The sequence below is a fragment of the Pseudovibrio sp. Ad26 genome (assembly GCF_001623285.1).
Lineage (GTDB): Bacteria > Pseudomonadota > Alphaproteobacteria > Rhizobiales > Stappiaceae > Pseudovibrio > Pseudovibrio ascidiaceicola.
The window spans coordinates 132,962-150,975 of record NZ_LMCE01000061.1; the positions used below are offsets into that span (position 1 = coordinate 132,962).

Here is an 18,014-nt window from a genome sequence, read left to right on the forward strand (position 1 = left end):
TATGAATGTATCTTCTTCTCGTCGCGGCTTCCTTAAAGGTGCCGCAGCCTCTGCCGCTGCAGTTCTTGTTATTGGTGTTGCCCCATCAGGTGTTATGGCCGCTGCAAATAGCGCGGAAACCACAATGCTCAACCCGTTTGTAAAGATTGCTGCAGACGGCACTGTCACCGCCATCGCCAAGCACTTTGAAATGGGGCAGGGTCCATCAACCGGCCTCACCACACTCATCGCAGAAGAGCTGGGCGTCAGCATGGATGCGATAGAGTATGAGTTCGCCCCTTCCAATCCCAAACTTTACAACAACACCGCGTTCGGCCCTGTTCAGGGCACCGGCGGCTCCACCGCCATGTTCAACAGCTTCAAGCAGTATCGTCAGGCAGGCGCTGCCGCCCGTGAAGTGCTTTTGCAAGCCGCATCACTGGCTTGGGATGTACCCGCCGCCCAGCTCAAGCTGGAAGATGGTGTGATCTCAGGTGGCGGCAACAAAGCGCCAATCGGCGAGTTTGTAGCAGCTGCCAGCAAGATGACCGCACCTGAAAACCCGCGCCTGAAAGATCCGTCCGAGTTCAAGTTGATCGGCAATGCCAATGTGCGCCGCAAGGACACACCGCCGAAGATCAACGGCACTGCCAAATACGCGATGGACATCCAGCTTGATAATCAGATGGTCGTCACCATCAAGCGGGCCACCCGCAAAGGTGCAACTGTCACGTCCTTTGATGACAGCGCAGCAAAGCCTGTCAAAGGCTTCATCCGTGCGGCCACACTGCCCAACAAAGCTGGTGTCGCTGTTTACGCAGAAAACACATGGGCCTCTCTGCAGGCACGTGAAGCTCTGGAAGTCACCTGGGACAACTCAGCTGCTGAAAGCCGCAGTTCCGAGGATGTCTATAAGGAGCTGATGGCTGCTGTTAACATGGAACCGGAATACAACCTGACCAAAAACGATCAGGCCGAGATTGCAGGTGCGATTAAAAACGCAGAAAAGGTGGTCGAAGAGACCTTCTACTTCCCATTGCTTGCTCATGCGCCAATGGAACCGCTTACCTGCACCATTGAGGCGACAGAAGATGGCGGCGTGATCCTGCATGACGGCTGTCAGATGCCAACCTCACCACATGCAGCGATTGCGCAAATCCTTCAGGTGCCTATGGACAAGGTGCAGGTCAACACCATGTTCGCTGGCGGCTCCTTCGGTCGCCGTGCAACACCAACGGTTGATTATCAGGTAGAAGCAGCGCTTGCCTTTGTGATGACGGATCGCCGCCGCCCGGTCAAACTGGTGTGGTCCCGCGAAGATGACATCACCGGCGGCTACTACCGTCCGGCATTTGCACACAAGGTTCGTGTTGGTCTTGATGCGGATGGCAACATCGCTGGCTGGGACCACCGCGTTGCAGGCCAGTCCATCTCCAAAGGCACTCCGTTTGAGGCGTTCTCGGTGCATGATGGGGTTGATCACCTTTCTGTAGAAGGCGTCACACCAACACCGTACTCCATCCCGGGCATGTTTGCAGGCCTGACGGACATCAAACCAGCCACAACCGTTTTGTGGTGGCGTTCCGTTGGTCACACTCACACTGCCTACGTCATGGAAGCCATGATGGACGCCGTTGCAACAGCAGCGGGTCGTGATCCGGTTGAGTTCCGTCTGGCACATCTGGCAGGCGATACGCCAGATCAAAAACGACTGACGGGCGTTCTTAAACTGGCAGCTGAAAAGGGCAACTGGGGCAAAGGCGCTGAGGGACGCTCTCAAGGTGTCGCGGTCCACAAGTCCTTTGGCAGTTATGTCGCGGAAGTCGTCGAGATTTCAGGCGATGCAGAAAACGGCGTGAAGATCGAAAAAGTCACCTGCGCGGTTGATTGCGGTATCCCGGTCAACCCGGACGTGATCAAGGCGCAGATGGAAGGTGGCATCGGCTACGGCCTCGGCCACGCCATGCGCGATGAGATCACGCTGGAGAACGGTGAAGTTGTCCAACAAAACTTCCCGGACTACGAGCCGCTCCGCATCGGGGATATCGGCGAGATCGAAACACACATTATCCTCTCCACCGAAGCCCCAACAGGTGTCGGTGAACCGGGCACACCACCATCCGCTCCGGCACTGGCAAACGCCATCGCCGCGAAAGGACCACGTGTGACCGAACTACCAATGACAAAGGCTGGCGTCACCTTCGCCTAAACTGATTTGACAGAGCAAACGGCAGGCTGAGTATGCATCAGTCTGCCGTTTGCGCGTTTAACAAAAAAACGCAGCTCACACGTAAAAAACGCAAACCAACGCACAAAAACACGATCATTTTTCAGCTCACAAGGCATTTGGTGTGCAATGCGCACTAATGATCTGATGTTACTTAGTAATTTCAAGCGGCCTCAGATTTGTGAAGCGAAAACAGTTTCTTACAGATGAAACCTTTTCAGTTCACTTTGTGAACCTTCAATTGTCGCAAATTGAAGCCTGCCTGCACCCTATGTTCCCCTTAAAAACGCGGAGCAGTGCTCCCGAATTCTGTCTTTATCCCCGTTGATGGAATGGGCTTTGGGAGCTGAGCAATGGATTTCCTGCAACAAACCTGCAAAAGCCTTTATCTGGCTCCAAACTCTGGCGACAACGCTGGTGGTTTTGCGTTTGTTGTCAGCAAGGTAGCCGCCCGAAAAGCCAAACTCCCCAAGCGTATTTCGCTCAAAGATGCGCTCACCAGCAAAACCTATTCAGGCTCCTTCATCTACTGCCCGGACCCGCTGGAATGTGGAGGCAAAGAGAGCAGTCAACAGGACTTGGTGTCCGGCTTGCAAGCTTACCTGCAAAGCATGAATGTACTGCGCGGTTTCATGTGGCTTCCCAGAGACTTAACACCGCTGCCAGTCCCGCAGGATTACAAAGGCCAACGCCCAGCCTTCTTTTCCATCAACGCCGCCGGAACAGAGACAACCAGCAGCCTGTCTTACCTTCTGGCGCCCGAGCTCACCATCGAGTTCTATTCAAGCGCTTATATCGGTGTTTCTGAAGATGAAGAGAACCTGCAACTCTCAGAATCTGCCATCCAACTGGGAGGATATCTCAGCCCGGATACAGGGTCGGTGAGCAAAGCAGACATCCGCTGTTCCGGTCCGGATCGTGGGGCAATCGTATTTGATGCTGAGTTCGAGCGCGGCGCTCTCCATGATCAATGGAATCTGGGTTTTCAATGGGTTACGAAAGATGCGGAGACCAAAACCGGCGTCAATGGCCAACGCTTTGCCTTGGGTACAGGCGATGGTGGCAGCCGTAATCCTCTGCCTATGACGCTTATTGTGGACGTCACCGACGCGTTGAACAACTACCCGACGCATAACCGGACAAACCCCAACCGCTGCGCCTTCTATTTCCGCACCGAAGAGGAAAGCGGGCAGGGACCAACCCTGAACAGTTTCTACCGAACCACCTACGGCGCTCCTGTTGTTTTACAGAGTATCACCGCTGACAGTCATATGACTGATGCACTGCCTGCAGGTATTATCCTCACCCCAAGCTACGAGAATGCCTCATCACTTCATAGTTTTATCGCCAGTCCTGTCGGTGATTTCCTCGTCTGCGCACCAGTCGCAAAAGGCGATACAAAAGCCCGCTTCATGTGCGGACTGGGCGGCACAGAGTTTCTGGAAGTCCCAGGTGTTGCAAAACACGCGTTCTCTGATGGAGCACGGCTGCGGTTTGTGCCCGATCAGCCCGCCTACGCGCCGGTTTTCCCGTTGCCTTTGTCATCTCCTGTTGGACGCCCTGCACCCAAAGGTGCGCCGCTCAAAGGCAACTACAAAACGTCGTATGTACAGGTATTCCCACCAGAGAACGCTGTAGAAAAAAGTGGGGCATCCATCACCTATGTGGCGCATCCCCACGGCAGCGCACTGCACGGTTATGACGATGAAATATGGCAGGAAAACAAGGAGTTGCTGGGCACCGTCAGCCCCGCTTACACACTGCCGCAAATGGAAGATCAGGCCTTCCCCATGTTCCCTTACAGCGGTACGGATGAGGGTGACCCGAGTTACTCCCAGTGCGATGTCGCCCTGTTTGAAAAAAGCATCATTGCTCCGACCCGCCGTAAGGTGATTGCATCTCTGACCAACGCTCAGTCCAACGCCAGAGAGGCTAAGGCGCAAACAGGAGAGGGGGATGCAACCCTGACAACCCCACTGGGTGTGATCGCCACGCTGCAATCACCCAATGACGCCAGTCATTGGAAGGAGGTTAAGCTCGCTCAAATCAAAGTACCAACACCTTCCGATTTTACCTTCAAAGACTTATCCCCCAAACTCATAGAGGCCTTCCAGACCAATCAACTGTTTCTGGTTGCTGCAAACCCTTCAGAATTAGGTGAAACAGGCTCAACCTTCCTCAACACGCTGAATATCGAAGACTGGCAGATTGAAGCAGACGTCGGTAACTCGCCAGATTTTGGTGACTACGCCAACATATTGATTATTAAAGGAATACGCGGCCCACTCTACGATCCGAAGGGCAATGAAAAAGACAACCTCATCTCCAATCCACAAAAATGGACCCAAAAGGAAATCTTCGCCGCTCCAACAACCGAGCGCGAAAACAAACCAGACAAAGCCCAGCTGGTCAACGTCTCCTCATGGCTTCAGGATTACTTCAAAGCAGCCTATGAAAACCCCGCAACTGAGTACTTCGAAAGCTTCAACCAGACTGCTGCCGACCCCAACTGGACCGGTGTACTTATGCTACGCGCGCGTATCAAATCACCGCCCGAGCAACTGGCAGGTATTGTGGCCGGTGTGCGCGATCCGGCAAAGTTTTATGCCCACCATCTCGCTATCCGCATCAATCAAATCAAGGCAGGTGCAAGTGGTGAAAAAATTGAAATAAAGAAGCAAAGCTCGGTCTATGGGCTGATTTACTACGAAGACAATGACCTCATTGTACCAAAGGGAGCGACAAGCCCGGAGTCGGTTGTGCCCTCTGCAACGCGCACATATGACTTCATCCTGCTCTCGCTCAAAGTGCTTTTTGAGAACTCGGCAATAAAGAAGTTCTCCTCCTTTGCACAACTTTCCATGACCAAGATTTTTGGCAGCGATACGGTCAGTTCAAAGCCCGTTTTACCGGCAGGCCAACCACAGCCCAAAGGCAGCCAGTATAAGTCGCTGATTATGAAAGCAAGCTATCAGGACAACAACAACCACCCGTCCTACACCATGGCCGCAACCCATCCCTATCTGTTCACGGTCGACAACAACATCCTGGAGCAGACAGAGTTCACATCCGCGCGGATGAACACGATCTCCAAACACGGAAAAGCACAGGAAAATCAAACAGAACCACTCATCCGCTTCGCCTTCACTGGCTTCCTCGATTTCGCAATCCTCAGTGCAGGCAAGAACGAGCCGGTCGACTTGTTCTCCTTCGGCAATGAGCCAGACCAACAAACCAGCCAAAATGGGCTGGCGTTTAACGAGCTCGGCCTGCAAATGAGCTTCACACAAGAAAACGCCTATGAGAGCCAGAAGATCACTTGGGACAGCTCTCAACTGACATTCGACAGCAAAAACAGTACGCCTCGCAGCGGCAGCCTTGTCGCTACTATGCCATTGCAACTGAAAGGGTTTGTCAGCTCCGACAGCGCAGATAAAACGCCAGCTTCCATGGGATACTTGAATGTTGTGACCAACGTCCGCCAGCAAGGTCTGCCAGGCTCATGGAACGGCCTTAAGTTCGAAGTTAGCCTTGGTACCCCCGGAGATCTTGCTGGCAAACTGGGCCTCACCGCAGACCTGCTGCTGGCATGGTCACCAGACTCGGCCGGCGAAACCTACAAATCCAAGACTGCCATCCATATGCCGGGCTCCTCCAACGGTGCCTCGCTCATCAGCTTGCAGAACGTGCTTTCTATGTCCTACGGCCCGATCCAGCTGCTCTACACGGAAAATCCCAATAGCAAAGAGGCTGATGCCAGCAAGCAATACATGTTTGTTCTCAATGAGATCGCTATCAAGTTTCTGGGATTGGCCAAAATCCCGCCAAGCGGTGCCACATCTTTCTATCTGTTTTCAGATCCGGATGAAAGCAGTCAGGGCTCTGACAAAACCACAGGTCTGGCCTGGTACGTGGTCTACAACAACGAGCCCGCTGATAGCAAATAAATCACTCCTTCAATCAGCACTGGTGCAGCAAGATGAACGAGCACAGTCCAATCGAACCATTCGAGCGCGTTGCTATACGTGATGAGGAGAGCCTGTCCGCTGAGCTCTCCAATCTGGTGCAACTGTTTGCCTCCGCTGCACAGGATCTCAATGCAACGCTCTCCAATGGTATCATCGGACGGCTCATGGATTTTCTGCGCGGCAAAAAACTGCGTTACTTTCTGTCACAAGACCCAAGATCAGGCAGTGCCGCCAACACCATCAACGTTATGCGGCGGATGATTTCCCTTGGGTTTCAGGTAGATGTGGATCTGATCTACGACAGCGGCCAGAAAACACTCCTACAGGAACTGGCACAGCTGTTGCCCGGCTTTGACCCGACCACCCGCGCACCAATGATGCTGGATAGCGTCACCATCACCTTCCACGCCTATCAGGAAACCACTGTCGGCGAGATAACCCATCGCTCAGTGCCCGGTCTGTCTGGTACCGTGCCGCTCTGCCTGTGTGGCGGCGGCAGCATTCCCAACATCGACAACACCAGCATCGCGACTGCTGTGAAATGCAGCTATTTTGTTTTGCTCCAGCCCTATCTCTGGACAGCAGAAAACTGCACACAGGCCGAAAAGACCTGCTCCGCCAACTCTATGGTGGTGCTACCGGGCCTCAAGCAGACCATAAATCTTGATGATCAGCTGGTCCTGCAAGGCCCACAGTTTGCCTATCGCAGTTTCAAGCAGGACATAAGCCCAAAGCTCAACTGGGCGAACCTAAGGAAGATCCCAGCGGTCAACACCAAGGCACTGAGCGCAGCACAGAACATCAGCAATGCTATTGGAAAATCCAGCCAGTCCGGCATCGAGTTCTTCCCGGTTGCGAGCCTGCCAAGTTCATCGACAGACAAAACATCGCTTGTCGGCAATGCAGAAGGGATTGCTTTTGAGCTCATCGCCGCATCCGCACTTCTGCAAAAGCAAAAAGGCTTTACCAAAAAGCCGGTTGTCATAGCTGTTCTGGATGATCTGAGCAATTCCACATGGCAAACGCTTGCGCGATACTTTCCTCAAAAGAATGCCGCAAAGCAGGGCGTAACCACCTCTATTGATGAACTCACGAAGAACATCAACGCTTATTGCAAGAGCCAGCAACTATTCCGAAATACCTCTGGCTCAGGCACTGGCATTTACCTGAATAAAGATCTGTCAGGCTCCGCAGGTGCTGCTTTCCTCAGCAAATTGAAACCGGGCGCGACTGTTGTCACTTCCTTGTCTGACCTGCCACCAGCTGTGATTGAGTATCTGTATGGTGCAGCCACATTGCCAAGTGTTCTGGAAGGCACCCAAAGCGTTAATCTGGCTGTAAATCTGGGAAAACCGTTTTTTAAACTCGGCAGTTTCACATCCAATCCTTACCCGAGCACATTTGGAAACGGCAAGGGGAAGGCCGCCAGTAGCACAACACCAACCACTGCAACACTTTTGGATGTCTCCAAAAACCAGATTGCCCTTGGAATCTCTGCGTTTCAGGAGGGCTACAAAGCAACGATGCCACCCAATGAACTGGCGCAAACCATCGCGGATATTGAGACCCAGTTTCGCTCTGAGAAGGGCGAATATTTCGACTACTTTGACGGTCTCAAACAATATTACACCGCCCCTCAAAACGATAAGCTCTTACAAGCGCTCGGGTTTTTAGCGGCCAGATTTGCTCTCGTTTCCGTTGCCAGCGGCGTCTCGGACAGTATCTTCTCTGATCTGCAAACACTGCAAACCACGCTGACACAGAGCACAAAAAAAGGGGCGCTCGCTCTAATCCCCAATATGCTGAAAGAAGGGCCGTTTCACACCTTCCTGCAAACAGTGCTGGGTTCAGGTGGGTTGACCATTGGCTCTGCAAAAAGCCCAGTGACCATAAAGCCCGTTTACACCTCCAAAAAGCTCAGCACGATCATCGTGCAGGGAAAGACCTCGGACTTTCTCGGCACGGAACTGGAAGTAGTGCTCACTGTCTCCAGCACAGGACGAGCGAGTAAAAACCACAGCAATTACAAAGTCCAACTCCAGCTTTCATTGGAAAAACTGGAGCTACCGGGGGTGGAATGGTTCGCACTGGAAGACACTGGCCTGTCCGTTGAGTTTTCCAGCAACGGCGCACGCCTCACAGGCGGTTTACAAACCTCCGTTGAGGTCGGCGATACGCTCATTCCATTCCACATGGATTTCCCAAGCTCTGCCAAAAACAAGATGGTGGTGCAGGGCACATTTGCAGAGGAGGCAGCTCCTTCGCTGAACTCCATATTCACGCTCATGGGCGGGATGAACTTTGCAAACTCAATCCCTTCTGAGTTCGCCGACCTGAATGAGTTGAATGTAGACGGTCTGCGTTTCAACTATGATTCAAAAACCAAGAGCATAGAAAGCTTTCAGGTCTCGCTGCAAGACAGCAAGGAGTGGGATTTGTTCGGCGGATTGAAGCTGAACAACCTGAGCTTTGAGATCACTGCATCACAGCCAACTGGCAAACGCCAGATAAGTTGGGTGGCCTCCACGGATGCTACAATCGGTTCAAGCGACAAACCTGCAATTCTCGATCTCTCTGCCACCTATCCGCAAACCACTGTCACGGCAACGCTCAGTTCGGATGGAGCGAACATACCTGTCTCAGACTTTGTGAACGCACTGCTGCCGAGCGGCTATCACCTTGACGTAGATGCAGATATTGCAAACCTGTCACTGGAATATTCTCCCGGGCAGAACAAGAACAGTAGTACCTATTCCGTTGAGGCTGGCGTAAATCTGGAAGGCTGGCAAATCACCTTGCCACCTGCAAAGTTCGAGCTCAACGACATCTACATTCAAGTCAAAGGCGTTGGAACCAACTCGGTAGGCTCCATCAAAGCCTCAACAACTCTGTTTGATGGTCTGCCAAATGTTCAGCCCGTCCCGGTTAATGTGACAGCCACATTCAACACGCAAAACCATCTCTGGACGTTCCGTGGGGAGCAGGGCGACATACCCATCAAGATCAGTCAGATCATTTCTGCCTACCTTGGGACTGGCTGGGCAACGAGCGCACTTGATATCGACGTCTCAGGCCTCAATGTGACCTTCTCAACCGGGACCGGGACGTCAGCAGCCAGTTATGAGTTCGGAGGCACCGTAGATCTCAAAGATGACGGACCAAGCTGGCTTCCGAGCGACGCGACCTTCACGGCAAAAATTGGAGATACGGGCGGAAGTGAGCTGCTGTTGCCCGTCAGTAAAGCACGCATTCCGGTACTTGATGACCATGACGAGGTTATCTTCATTCCCCCGGAAAGATCATTGGTCCGGTATGAAACCGCAAAAGCAAACGGCAAATATGCCTTGCTGACTGCCGACATCCTTTGGGAAAATATCGAACTCACGGTATTTTATGAGTATGCCAAAACCCATTCTCACTTCGGCATCACATGGGGTCAGTTTTCGGCGGAAGTAGACGATGATCAGACTGCCACGATCAAGTTCACAGATACGACCACACTTGGTGCCATGGTCGAAACCTTTGTGGAATGGATGACTGGAGCAAAGTTTGGTCTCGCTGCACCTTTTGACCTGCTGAATGACGTCAAACTTTCCGATTTTGAACTCAAATGGAATTTCAAAAATAAAACGGTCAGTTTCACCATCGACATCGGGCCAATCGATATTCTGATCGCCACTGTGACGGGGATTACGCTTACCTACAACAAGACTGCAGGTGTCTCTGTCGAGCTTGACGGCCATTTCTTGTGGCCGATTTCAGATAGTAATGAGGCAAAAAAGAACCCAAAGTGGCGTGCAGACCAACCCTCTACGACGCCTAGTCCCGGCGGCGCAGGCAACAAGTATCTTGACCTGCGCTTGCTTGCTGGCGGGCAGCATGTAGACGTCAAAGGCCTGCAAGATGTCACCACTGTACAGCAGGCTGTCGATATACTGGCGGATCTTCCCAAACCTTCAGTGGGTAAAGTGCCGGATATCGGCTTTGCTGGTAACATCAACTGGCTGTTTGCAACTGACTTCGGTGTTCTGAGGATCGATTCCAGCAAAGAGTTGGGGCAGGAGCATCAAGGCGAGCTGGAAAAGAGCGGCCCAAAGTACACTTTCACACTTCAGGTGGTCCTCACAGACCCCAGCCTTTATGCGTTGCGGATTGCTTGCAGCGGCAAAGCGGCAAAGATCTTTTCCGGTCTGGATTTTCAGGTCATCTACAAAAAAGTATCACCGGGGCTAGGCAAATTCTCCGCATCAATCGAACTGCCAGAAATCATGCGCCGCATTGACGTTGGCGCCGTCACAATCACACTACCAACATTCGGCATCGAAGTTTACACCAACGGCGACTTCCAGATTGATGTGGGCTTCCCCTGGAACAACAACTTCTCGCATTCCTTCTCAGTTGAGGCCATCGTACCACCGGGCATCCCGGTAAAAGGCGGAGGAGGGTTTTATTTTGGCAAGTTGCCAGCGGCATCTGTAAAGGGACTACCCACATCCAAACTGGGTTTCTTCAACCCCAATCTGGTCTTTGGTTTCGGCGCGCAGTTGGGGCTTGGCAAGTCTATTGAAATGGGCATTCTAAAAGCCGGTTTCAGTTTGACGGCTTTTGGTATTTTGCAAGGCATTCTAGGCAAGTGGAACGCCTATGATGATACGCATTCAGGCAGTGGAAGCGCATTGTCATTGCAGGGAGAATACTTCTTCTCCCTCACTGGCACCTTCGGCATCATCGGCAAGCTTTATGGCTCCATTGATTTTGCAATCATCAAGGCCTCGGTCAACATCAGGATCGAAGTCAGCGCCCAGATCCGGCTCGCCTCATATGAGCCGATCCCGCTTACAATCTCAGCTAAAGTGGATGTCCGTGCATCAGCGAAGATTGATCTAGGCCTCTTCACCATCAAAGTAAGCTTCAGCTTCTCCGCACACGTCCACACCACGTTCACACTAGGTGCAATCCAGAACCCGAAAGACGCGCCTTGGCTGGATCATTCAGAAGCCTATGAGGGCCTGCTGGCAGCACCGATAGCGGACCGCCTCGCACTCTACAGCCGCTTGCCAATGCTGACGGGGGCCTATGAGACGGTTCCCGTTGAGTTCAACTGGGCAAATCTGCAACCCGCCGCAGACCCCTCTCAAAACCCACTGGAGATCCATCTGGGTTACGGCTTGACCCTGGCAAAGGATGAGAACTGGTATTCCTCTGAACAGGCCCGTCCACCCCAACTGCCATGCTACGTCGCCAATCTGTTCATTACAGCACCAGCCCCCGCAACGCCGGAAGACACAGAACTCTATGAGAAAGCAGCAGGGCAGCAAGTTGATACTGGTTTTGAGGCTCTGGCCAAGATGGTGACCCGCTGGCTTATAGCTGCCACGATGGGCGATGAAAGCCACAGCGCAGACCAGGTCGACAAACACGTAATCAGTACGGTTGAGATCAATGCCATACTGGATAGCCTGAGCGGATTGGAAACCTCGCCAGACGCACCGACGCAGCAGGACATCACTTCATTCCTACAGCAACAATTCATACTTGATATCGGTTTGCCCTCACGCCAGGGTGAAGCGCAGGCAACCTATTTCCCAATGGTGCCATCGCTCAGTATCGCGCTGGAACAAGACAGCAAAACGGCGCTCTCCTATGCCTTTGCAGACTACAATACGATAACCACCAAATATCTGAAGGACTTAACAGATTACTTTAACCAGCTCAGTGTTCAGGTGGAAAAAGAGAGCAAGAAACCATCCTCTGAAGTAGATGTATCTGGCGATAAAATATCAATTGCATCATACGTTTATGAAAACTACTTCATGCTTATTATGAGGCAGATGATGCAAAACCTCTTGAGCGGTCTGCGCGACTTCAATTATCCACTCACAGCTGGAGAAACACCCAATGCCATTGTGAGTTGGATCAACAAACAAGGTGCGTTTTCTGGCGTGAAATTCACACTCACTGATCTCTTCAAAGCCAACAACAGTCATCCTCTAACAGAAGGTGCAGACGTCACAATTCCAACAGCACCGCTTGTCATACCGGCGGGCAGCTCCTTCCAGACGCTGTCCAGTAACAACCCATACAAGGCAACTGTCGAAGCCTCTGACCTCATGTGTAAAAACAAGAAAGTCGCAGGTCTTTTACGAAGTGGTGCGCAGATCGATTACATCGCGTCAGATGGAACTGAGAAGAAGCACATAGTCTCTGGAGGGCAAACACTGTGTGCAGTGGCCTCTGCTCTTGGGATCACAATCGACGAGCTGACCAACAGCAACACCATACAGCAACAACAGAACCTTCTGGTTGTCGGGTCTACACTGCAGATGCCTGCATTCACGCAAAAGGCAGCAGACGCAGACACGCTCTCATCCATCGCGCAGAAGTTTGAAACCGATGTTGAAGCACTGGCAGTAGACGCAAACGGAGAGGTTGCCGATCTGTTTGCTGGTGCATCAGGCTCCGACGCAGGATCGGATGCTGGCAGTCTGAGTATCGTGCATCTGCCTCAGTTCCCTGTTGGAGAGCTCATCAAGGAAGTACAGCGTACAGGTGGCATCACCCATCTGTCAGGCATGGCCTCACGCTATTACTTCCACGGTATGCGTCTGCCAACAGATGGCATTACACCACTTGTTGAGGGCATCTGGGTTGAAACGGATGAGGCTGGAAAGCTCAGTCTGCCGAATGAGGTGGGACTGTTCGCTCTGTCCGGTCAGCAGCTTGCCATTCCAACGCCGCTGACAAGCAGTCTCTCCTTGCTGTTGAGTAAACCAAAGGATGCAGACTGGATCTCACTTGGAAATGACCAAACCACCCTGAAATACGAGGTGGATGTACCACCCGACAGCGAGGCGACTGCAAGCAAGGACTATCAACGTATTGAAGCCGTCAACGCTTACGGGAAGACAGAGTACCTGCCAGCCGGACCAGAGCAACTCTCTCTCCTTGCAAAGGTAGAGCAACAACCAAGCGCCTTCCCAATCCCGCACTTCATCAACTGGCAAAGTGCAGAGCCAATCAACGTTCCCACTACCGATGCCGAAAAGCCGTCAAACACTCAATACTTGCGTTTATGGACGCTTTCAGGTGCTTTGACTGCATTGGGTGCCAGCACCGCGCAGACCAGTGCTGTTGTGCCCCCACAGCTCCTTGTCGAACAGGTCTCCATGGATGCTGCCACCGGAAAGGTAGTTAAAACCCCGCTGACGAACTATGGCTGGACGTCAACGATTGAGTTCTCCATCAAAAAACTACCAGCTCAGACCACGAATGCACCAGCAGCGGAAGGCAAAGCCGCAACAGATGCAGCTCTGAAAACAACCTACGAGCTGAATGGGGTGAATTCAGCTGGTGTTCTGATCTTGGAGCGATTGCTGCAAAGTCTTTCAGCGGATCATAGCTTTGCATCTCTCACACTCGGCTACAGCAAAGGCTCGCAAAGCAGCGGTACATATTTTGTGGGTGAGGGCGGCAGCAACGTCACGTTTGGCCTCTCGCAAACCAATCTCTCAACGGTGACCAATCCAACCGGAGAATTGTTGTTTGAGGCTGCAAAGGAGAGCCAGAGCCCAACGCTTCTCAACACGCCCATGTCACTGGTCAAACTGCTATGGGAAGCTGGCGTCACCAACTCCGGTGGCTTCTATCTCTACTACACTGCTGATGACGGACAAACCGGATTACCGCCGGATATCTTCGACGAGAAAGGTGAGGCGACGCTATCTCTGGTCATCATCCATGAAGATCAGGAGTATATGCACGCCTACGTTAACGGGCTTGCAACTGCACAGCCGCTTGCAGGCTCAGGCTCATCGTTGTCCGCTGCTGCAAAAGGCGAGCTGGTAGAACACACCACCACTGATGATGATACGTTGGCGAGCGTTGCGCAGCGCTATCACTCCAACCTCAACTCACTCATCGCCAATACTCTGGCTTCTGATCAGGAAGCATCTGTGAGTGGCAAAATCCAGCTGTTGCCGGGCAAAACCATCAGCATCGAGCAGGGCACTTATAGGGTTCCACAAAGCAGTAATGCATCCTTCGCAAGCATCGCATTGCGCTTCGGGACAAGTATTGACGCATTAATGCACATAAACCCACGTCTGACAGGAGAAAGCGTACCTTCGGGCACGCCACTACGGCTCCCTGTAATTGATCTGACAATTGGCGCAAAGACCTTGAGCAATGACTTATCAACCTGTACATGCCTGTCGGACATTGCGGATTACTTTGGCACAGAACCCATTGTTGTTGCGACCACAAATGCAGAGATGGAGCAACTGCTTGTCCCTGGTCAAACACTCACTCTGCGTGCCGGACCGCTGACAGTCCAACCCGGAGAGCACCCCGGCGTTCAGGCGCTCAATGCACAGCGTGAGCAGGCTCCTGAAATTCCCAAAAATGGAACAGGCGACGACTACGCAGCAGCCCTGTTGCTCAACAATTACAGCCTGCTGGCCTATAAGATCTTGGGAAATCAGGACTTCAAACCCAGCAATATGGGCCTACCCATTGGCGTTTCAGGAAGTTCAACTTCGCCCAATGAGGGAAAGGTGCGATATGTGCTGGAAGCTTCTGCTGGCGATGCTGAAATGTATCACGGTGCAATTTCGTATCTCAGTCTCGTCAAGCTCGAGGGCGCCTCAGAAAGCACGCAGCTCAACCCATACAGCGCCAATGGGCTACTTCTGCAAACTCAACTCGGCTGGAATGATTATTACGGCAATACGATCCTTTCAACGCTGGACGAGCCCGCAAAACCTGCGGGAAAGCTGAACCGTAAACCGGCGCTTCAGGGGTACACAGATCAGATCATCCCGCTCTCTCAATGGCCCTCTACCTCTACAAACTGGACAGTACAGCCTGAGAACAACGCTGAAACTGATCCGGAAAACTTCACAATCCTCATCACCTTCAGCTTTGATAGTGGACCCTTCATCCCACAAAAAGGACAGGCCCCGGAGATCGCCCAGCAAAGAGCACACTCGGCGCTGGTTATTGTTGAAGACATGCTGGCCCAGTTCAACGACCCCAACGGCTTTGCAATAGAGGTGAAGTCGACGCTCTCGCTCAACACCTATCAGCTTTCAGCGCACGAACTTGAGCAGTTAATCGGCTGGTGGCAAAGTATCGAGCAGTTCCTGATCCAACAAAGCAATCCGGAGGAAACAGAGGCCCTTGAGACAATACCAGCGTTATCGCTGCCTGTGGCTGTGCCGATGAACAGCCTAGTGCCGGAACCGATCATCGAGCTCACGACACAGCTTGTTTTCTACCGAACCCATGGCATTGCAGTTGGCGACTATGTGGCTGATCCGTTGACGCGATCCGTTGCCAACACCATTGCAATCAAAACGTCTGTCACTGCTCCAAAACCTGCGACCGGCACTCAAAAATCAAAGAAACCCGCGAAGCCAAAGCCAGATATTCTGGCTGAGTTTGCGCAGTGTGTCGCGCAGTCTATCCATGGTCCGGATTTCAACATGATGGTCGCCTCCGGCATCAACCGATACGCACCATCCGCTGGCGTGTCTTCCAATGCGACGTGGGGTGTTCGTGTCGGCGCCAAGCAACAAGACCCAATCTCATTCCACATCACAGATGAGAACCAGCCAGAAATCTTCGCGCCGCTGCCGGTCAGCAATACGCTGATCTCCCGCAGTGCCTCGGTTTACTCCTATGCCGGACTGGATGACTTTGATGCAAGCACAGGAAAGTTCACGGGCACTCCGGTTCCGAGCACCTTCTCGAATGTAGAGATGGACGTCTGGCTGAAACAGTACTTTGAGTTCTTTGACGCGCTGCTGTCTCCAAAATACTCCTCCTCAATCCTGTTCATCGACAAACTTGCAACCAGTAAACCGACCAGCATCTCATGCTCTGGTGAGAGCCCAATCGCCGTTGGCGGGTTTATGGAGGCATTGGCGGAGCAAAAGAAGAGCCTTGCGCAGATCACAACACACATGCTGGCACCCATTTATCAGGATGGCACCAGCACGCGGATGACCTCTGCACAAGAGACTTTCAAGCAAACGCTGCTGGAAGAGCTTTCCAACCTCTACACAACACAAGCTGTCCTCTCGTTCGGAGCGGACATCACTGCCAGTATTCCGCTGGCAGGGGATGAAGAAACTCCGCAGCTGTACGGCAACATCAACCTGAACAGCGTGACAGATTGCCCGCCAGATACGCAGGAAGAAGCGCAGCAGCCAACACCCACAAAATCTCTTTCAAGCCTCTTCTCCCTAACCTCTGCCAAACTGAAACTGCAGGACGGAGCGCAGCAGCCGCTCACTTTCCTGCTTCAGGCCTCTGAAAAGCTCGGAGAGACAACCGAATGCCTCTCTCTGGATCTGAGCTACAAAGTCACGTCTCTCGAACACCAGATCAGCGCGGTTCAGGGAATAGCAGACTACAAAGCCTCAAGTTGGCTCTCTCCGATACAGGCAGAAGGAACTCCGGTACTTGAAAAGCCGTTGGGGTCTTTCAAGGTGCCCATCCTGCTGCGCAGTTTCCCAGAAACGCCACGCATGGTCTCACAAGCTGGTCCGGCCTATGACAAAAGGGCCAAGAAACTCTCCCAGATCACCAAATGGGACTACGAATACACGTACGGCCTGAACTTCCATTACCTTCAGGACAAAGCTCATGGTCAAATCCAATTCAATCTCAAAGACAAACCGCAAGGTGAACTCTCTGGATTCACGGATGCCTTCGCCGAACTTGCGCAGTTCATTTCTATTCAGAACAACCTCACGAGCGTTCTGGATCAGTACGTCCCGGTCATAAACGCCGGTAACCAGTCAGCTGATGCTATCGAGAAGGCGACACAAGCTCTGGCTGTGATCATCAAGGTCAATGAAGATATCATCTGCAAAGCAAGCGCAAGCGGGAACCTATCAATGTTCGCGGCAGCCTCGCTAAAAGAAGGCAGCGAAACAATCAGCTTCAGCATTTTGGAAGAAAATCAGGACTACAGCGAGGGCACTGAACAAACATCTCAGCGTTGGATCGTGAAATTGATCCTGGAAGACTGTACCAAGCCTGCCGGATTAACCGGAGACCCCACGGTCGAAATTCCAAATTGGACAAGCCACCTGGACAATTGCGAATGTGTAGATGGAAAGCTGACCTACACCTACTATTACACTCAGAAAGCAAAGGGTAAGCAAACCTATCTGACACAGAATATTGCGCAGCCCTTGAGTGACCGTCAAGTCGTCATGCCGGGCATGCAAGTACTCGCGCGGCAGGATGCATTGGCCTCCATGTACATGATCCGCAACAGCTACATCCATGGCAAAATCACGGATGGTTTCGTGTTCAGAACGCCAACGGCTACCTTCAAAAATCCGTACCACCCCACATTGTCCAGCTTTCAGCCCCTTAACATTGCATATCTCGGCAACCCCACAAATGAGCCTCATCAGCGAAGCCTGAAGGAGCATCTGGAACATCTCTTCTACCTACTGTTTCATGGTGAATATGTTGGCGATATCACGCTGCAGCTCAATATCGGCTACAGCTATCATCTCGCCCAAGGCCTTACAGAAGAGCCAATCGACCTGCCAATCGCTCTTTTGCCACCAACCCCCGTCGCCATCGGGAGGAATGGTACGCCGAAGGGGGATGTTCTTGAAAACCTCGCCAACTCAATCACAGCATGGGCGCAGGCACATAAACCATCCTGCAATGCCGCTCAGCTGAACATTGCCATGAACATCATGTCCAACCTGACGGAAAACCCGATGCCCTTGCTCAACCTGCAAAACCTCTACCTATGCACCGATGATATTGTCCCACCACTGCCATCTTACGAAGATGAAACAGAAGGCGTGTGA

The 18,014-nt window shown here is 52.4% G+C and carries 3 protein-coding genes; all 3 read left to right on the forward strand.

Annotation, left to right across the window (positions count from 1 at the left end; genetic code table 11):
• Nucleotide 1 precedes the first annotated feature (1 nt).
• The 3 genes from PsAD26_RS14460 to PsAD26_RS14470 all read left to right on the forward strand — a co-directional run bounded on the left by PsAD26_RS14460 (nucleotide 2) and on the right by PsAD26_RS14470 (nucleotide 18,014).
• Nucleotides 2-2,188, forward strand: coding sequence for a molybdopterin cofactor-binding domain-containing protein (locus tag PsAD26_RS14460; RefSeq protein WP_063311005.1), 2,187 nt, complete (start codon nucleotides 2-4; stop codon nucleotides 2,186-2,188).
• A gap of 371 nt (nucleotides 2,189-2,559) precedes the next feature.
• Entirely contained in the window at nucleotides 2,560-6,153 is a 3,594-nt protein-coding gene (locus tag PsAD26_RS14465; RefSeq protein ID WP_063311006.1) for a hypothetical protein, read from the forward strand.
• A 32-nt stretch (nucleotides 6,154-6,185) separates the two neighbouring features.
• Entirely contained in the window at nucleotides 6,186-18,014 is an 11,829-nt protein-coding gene (locus tag PsAD26_RS14470) for a LysM peptidoglycan-binding domain-containing protein (RefSeq protein WP_063311007.1), read from the forward strand.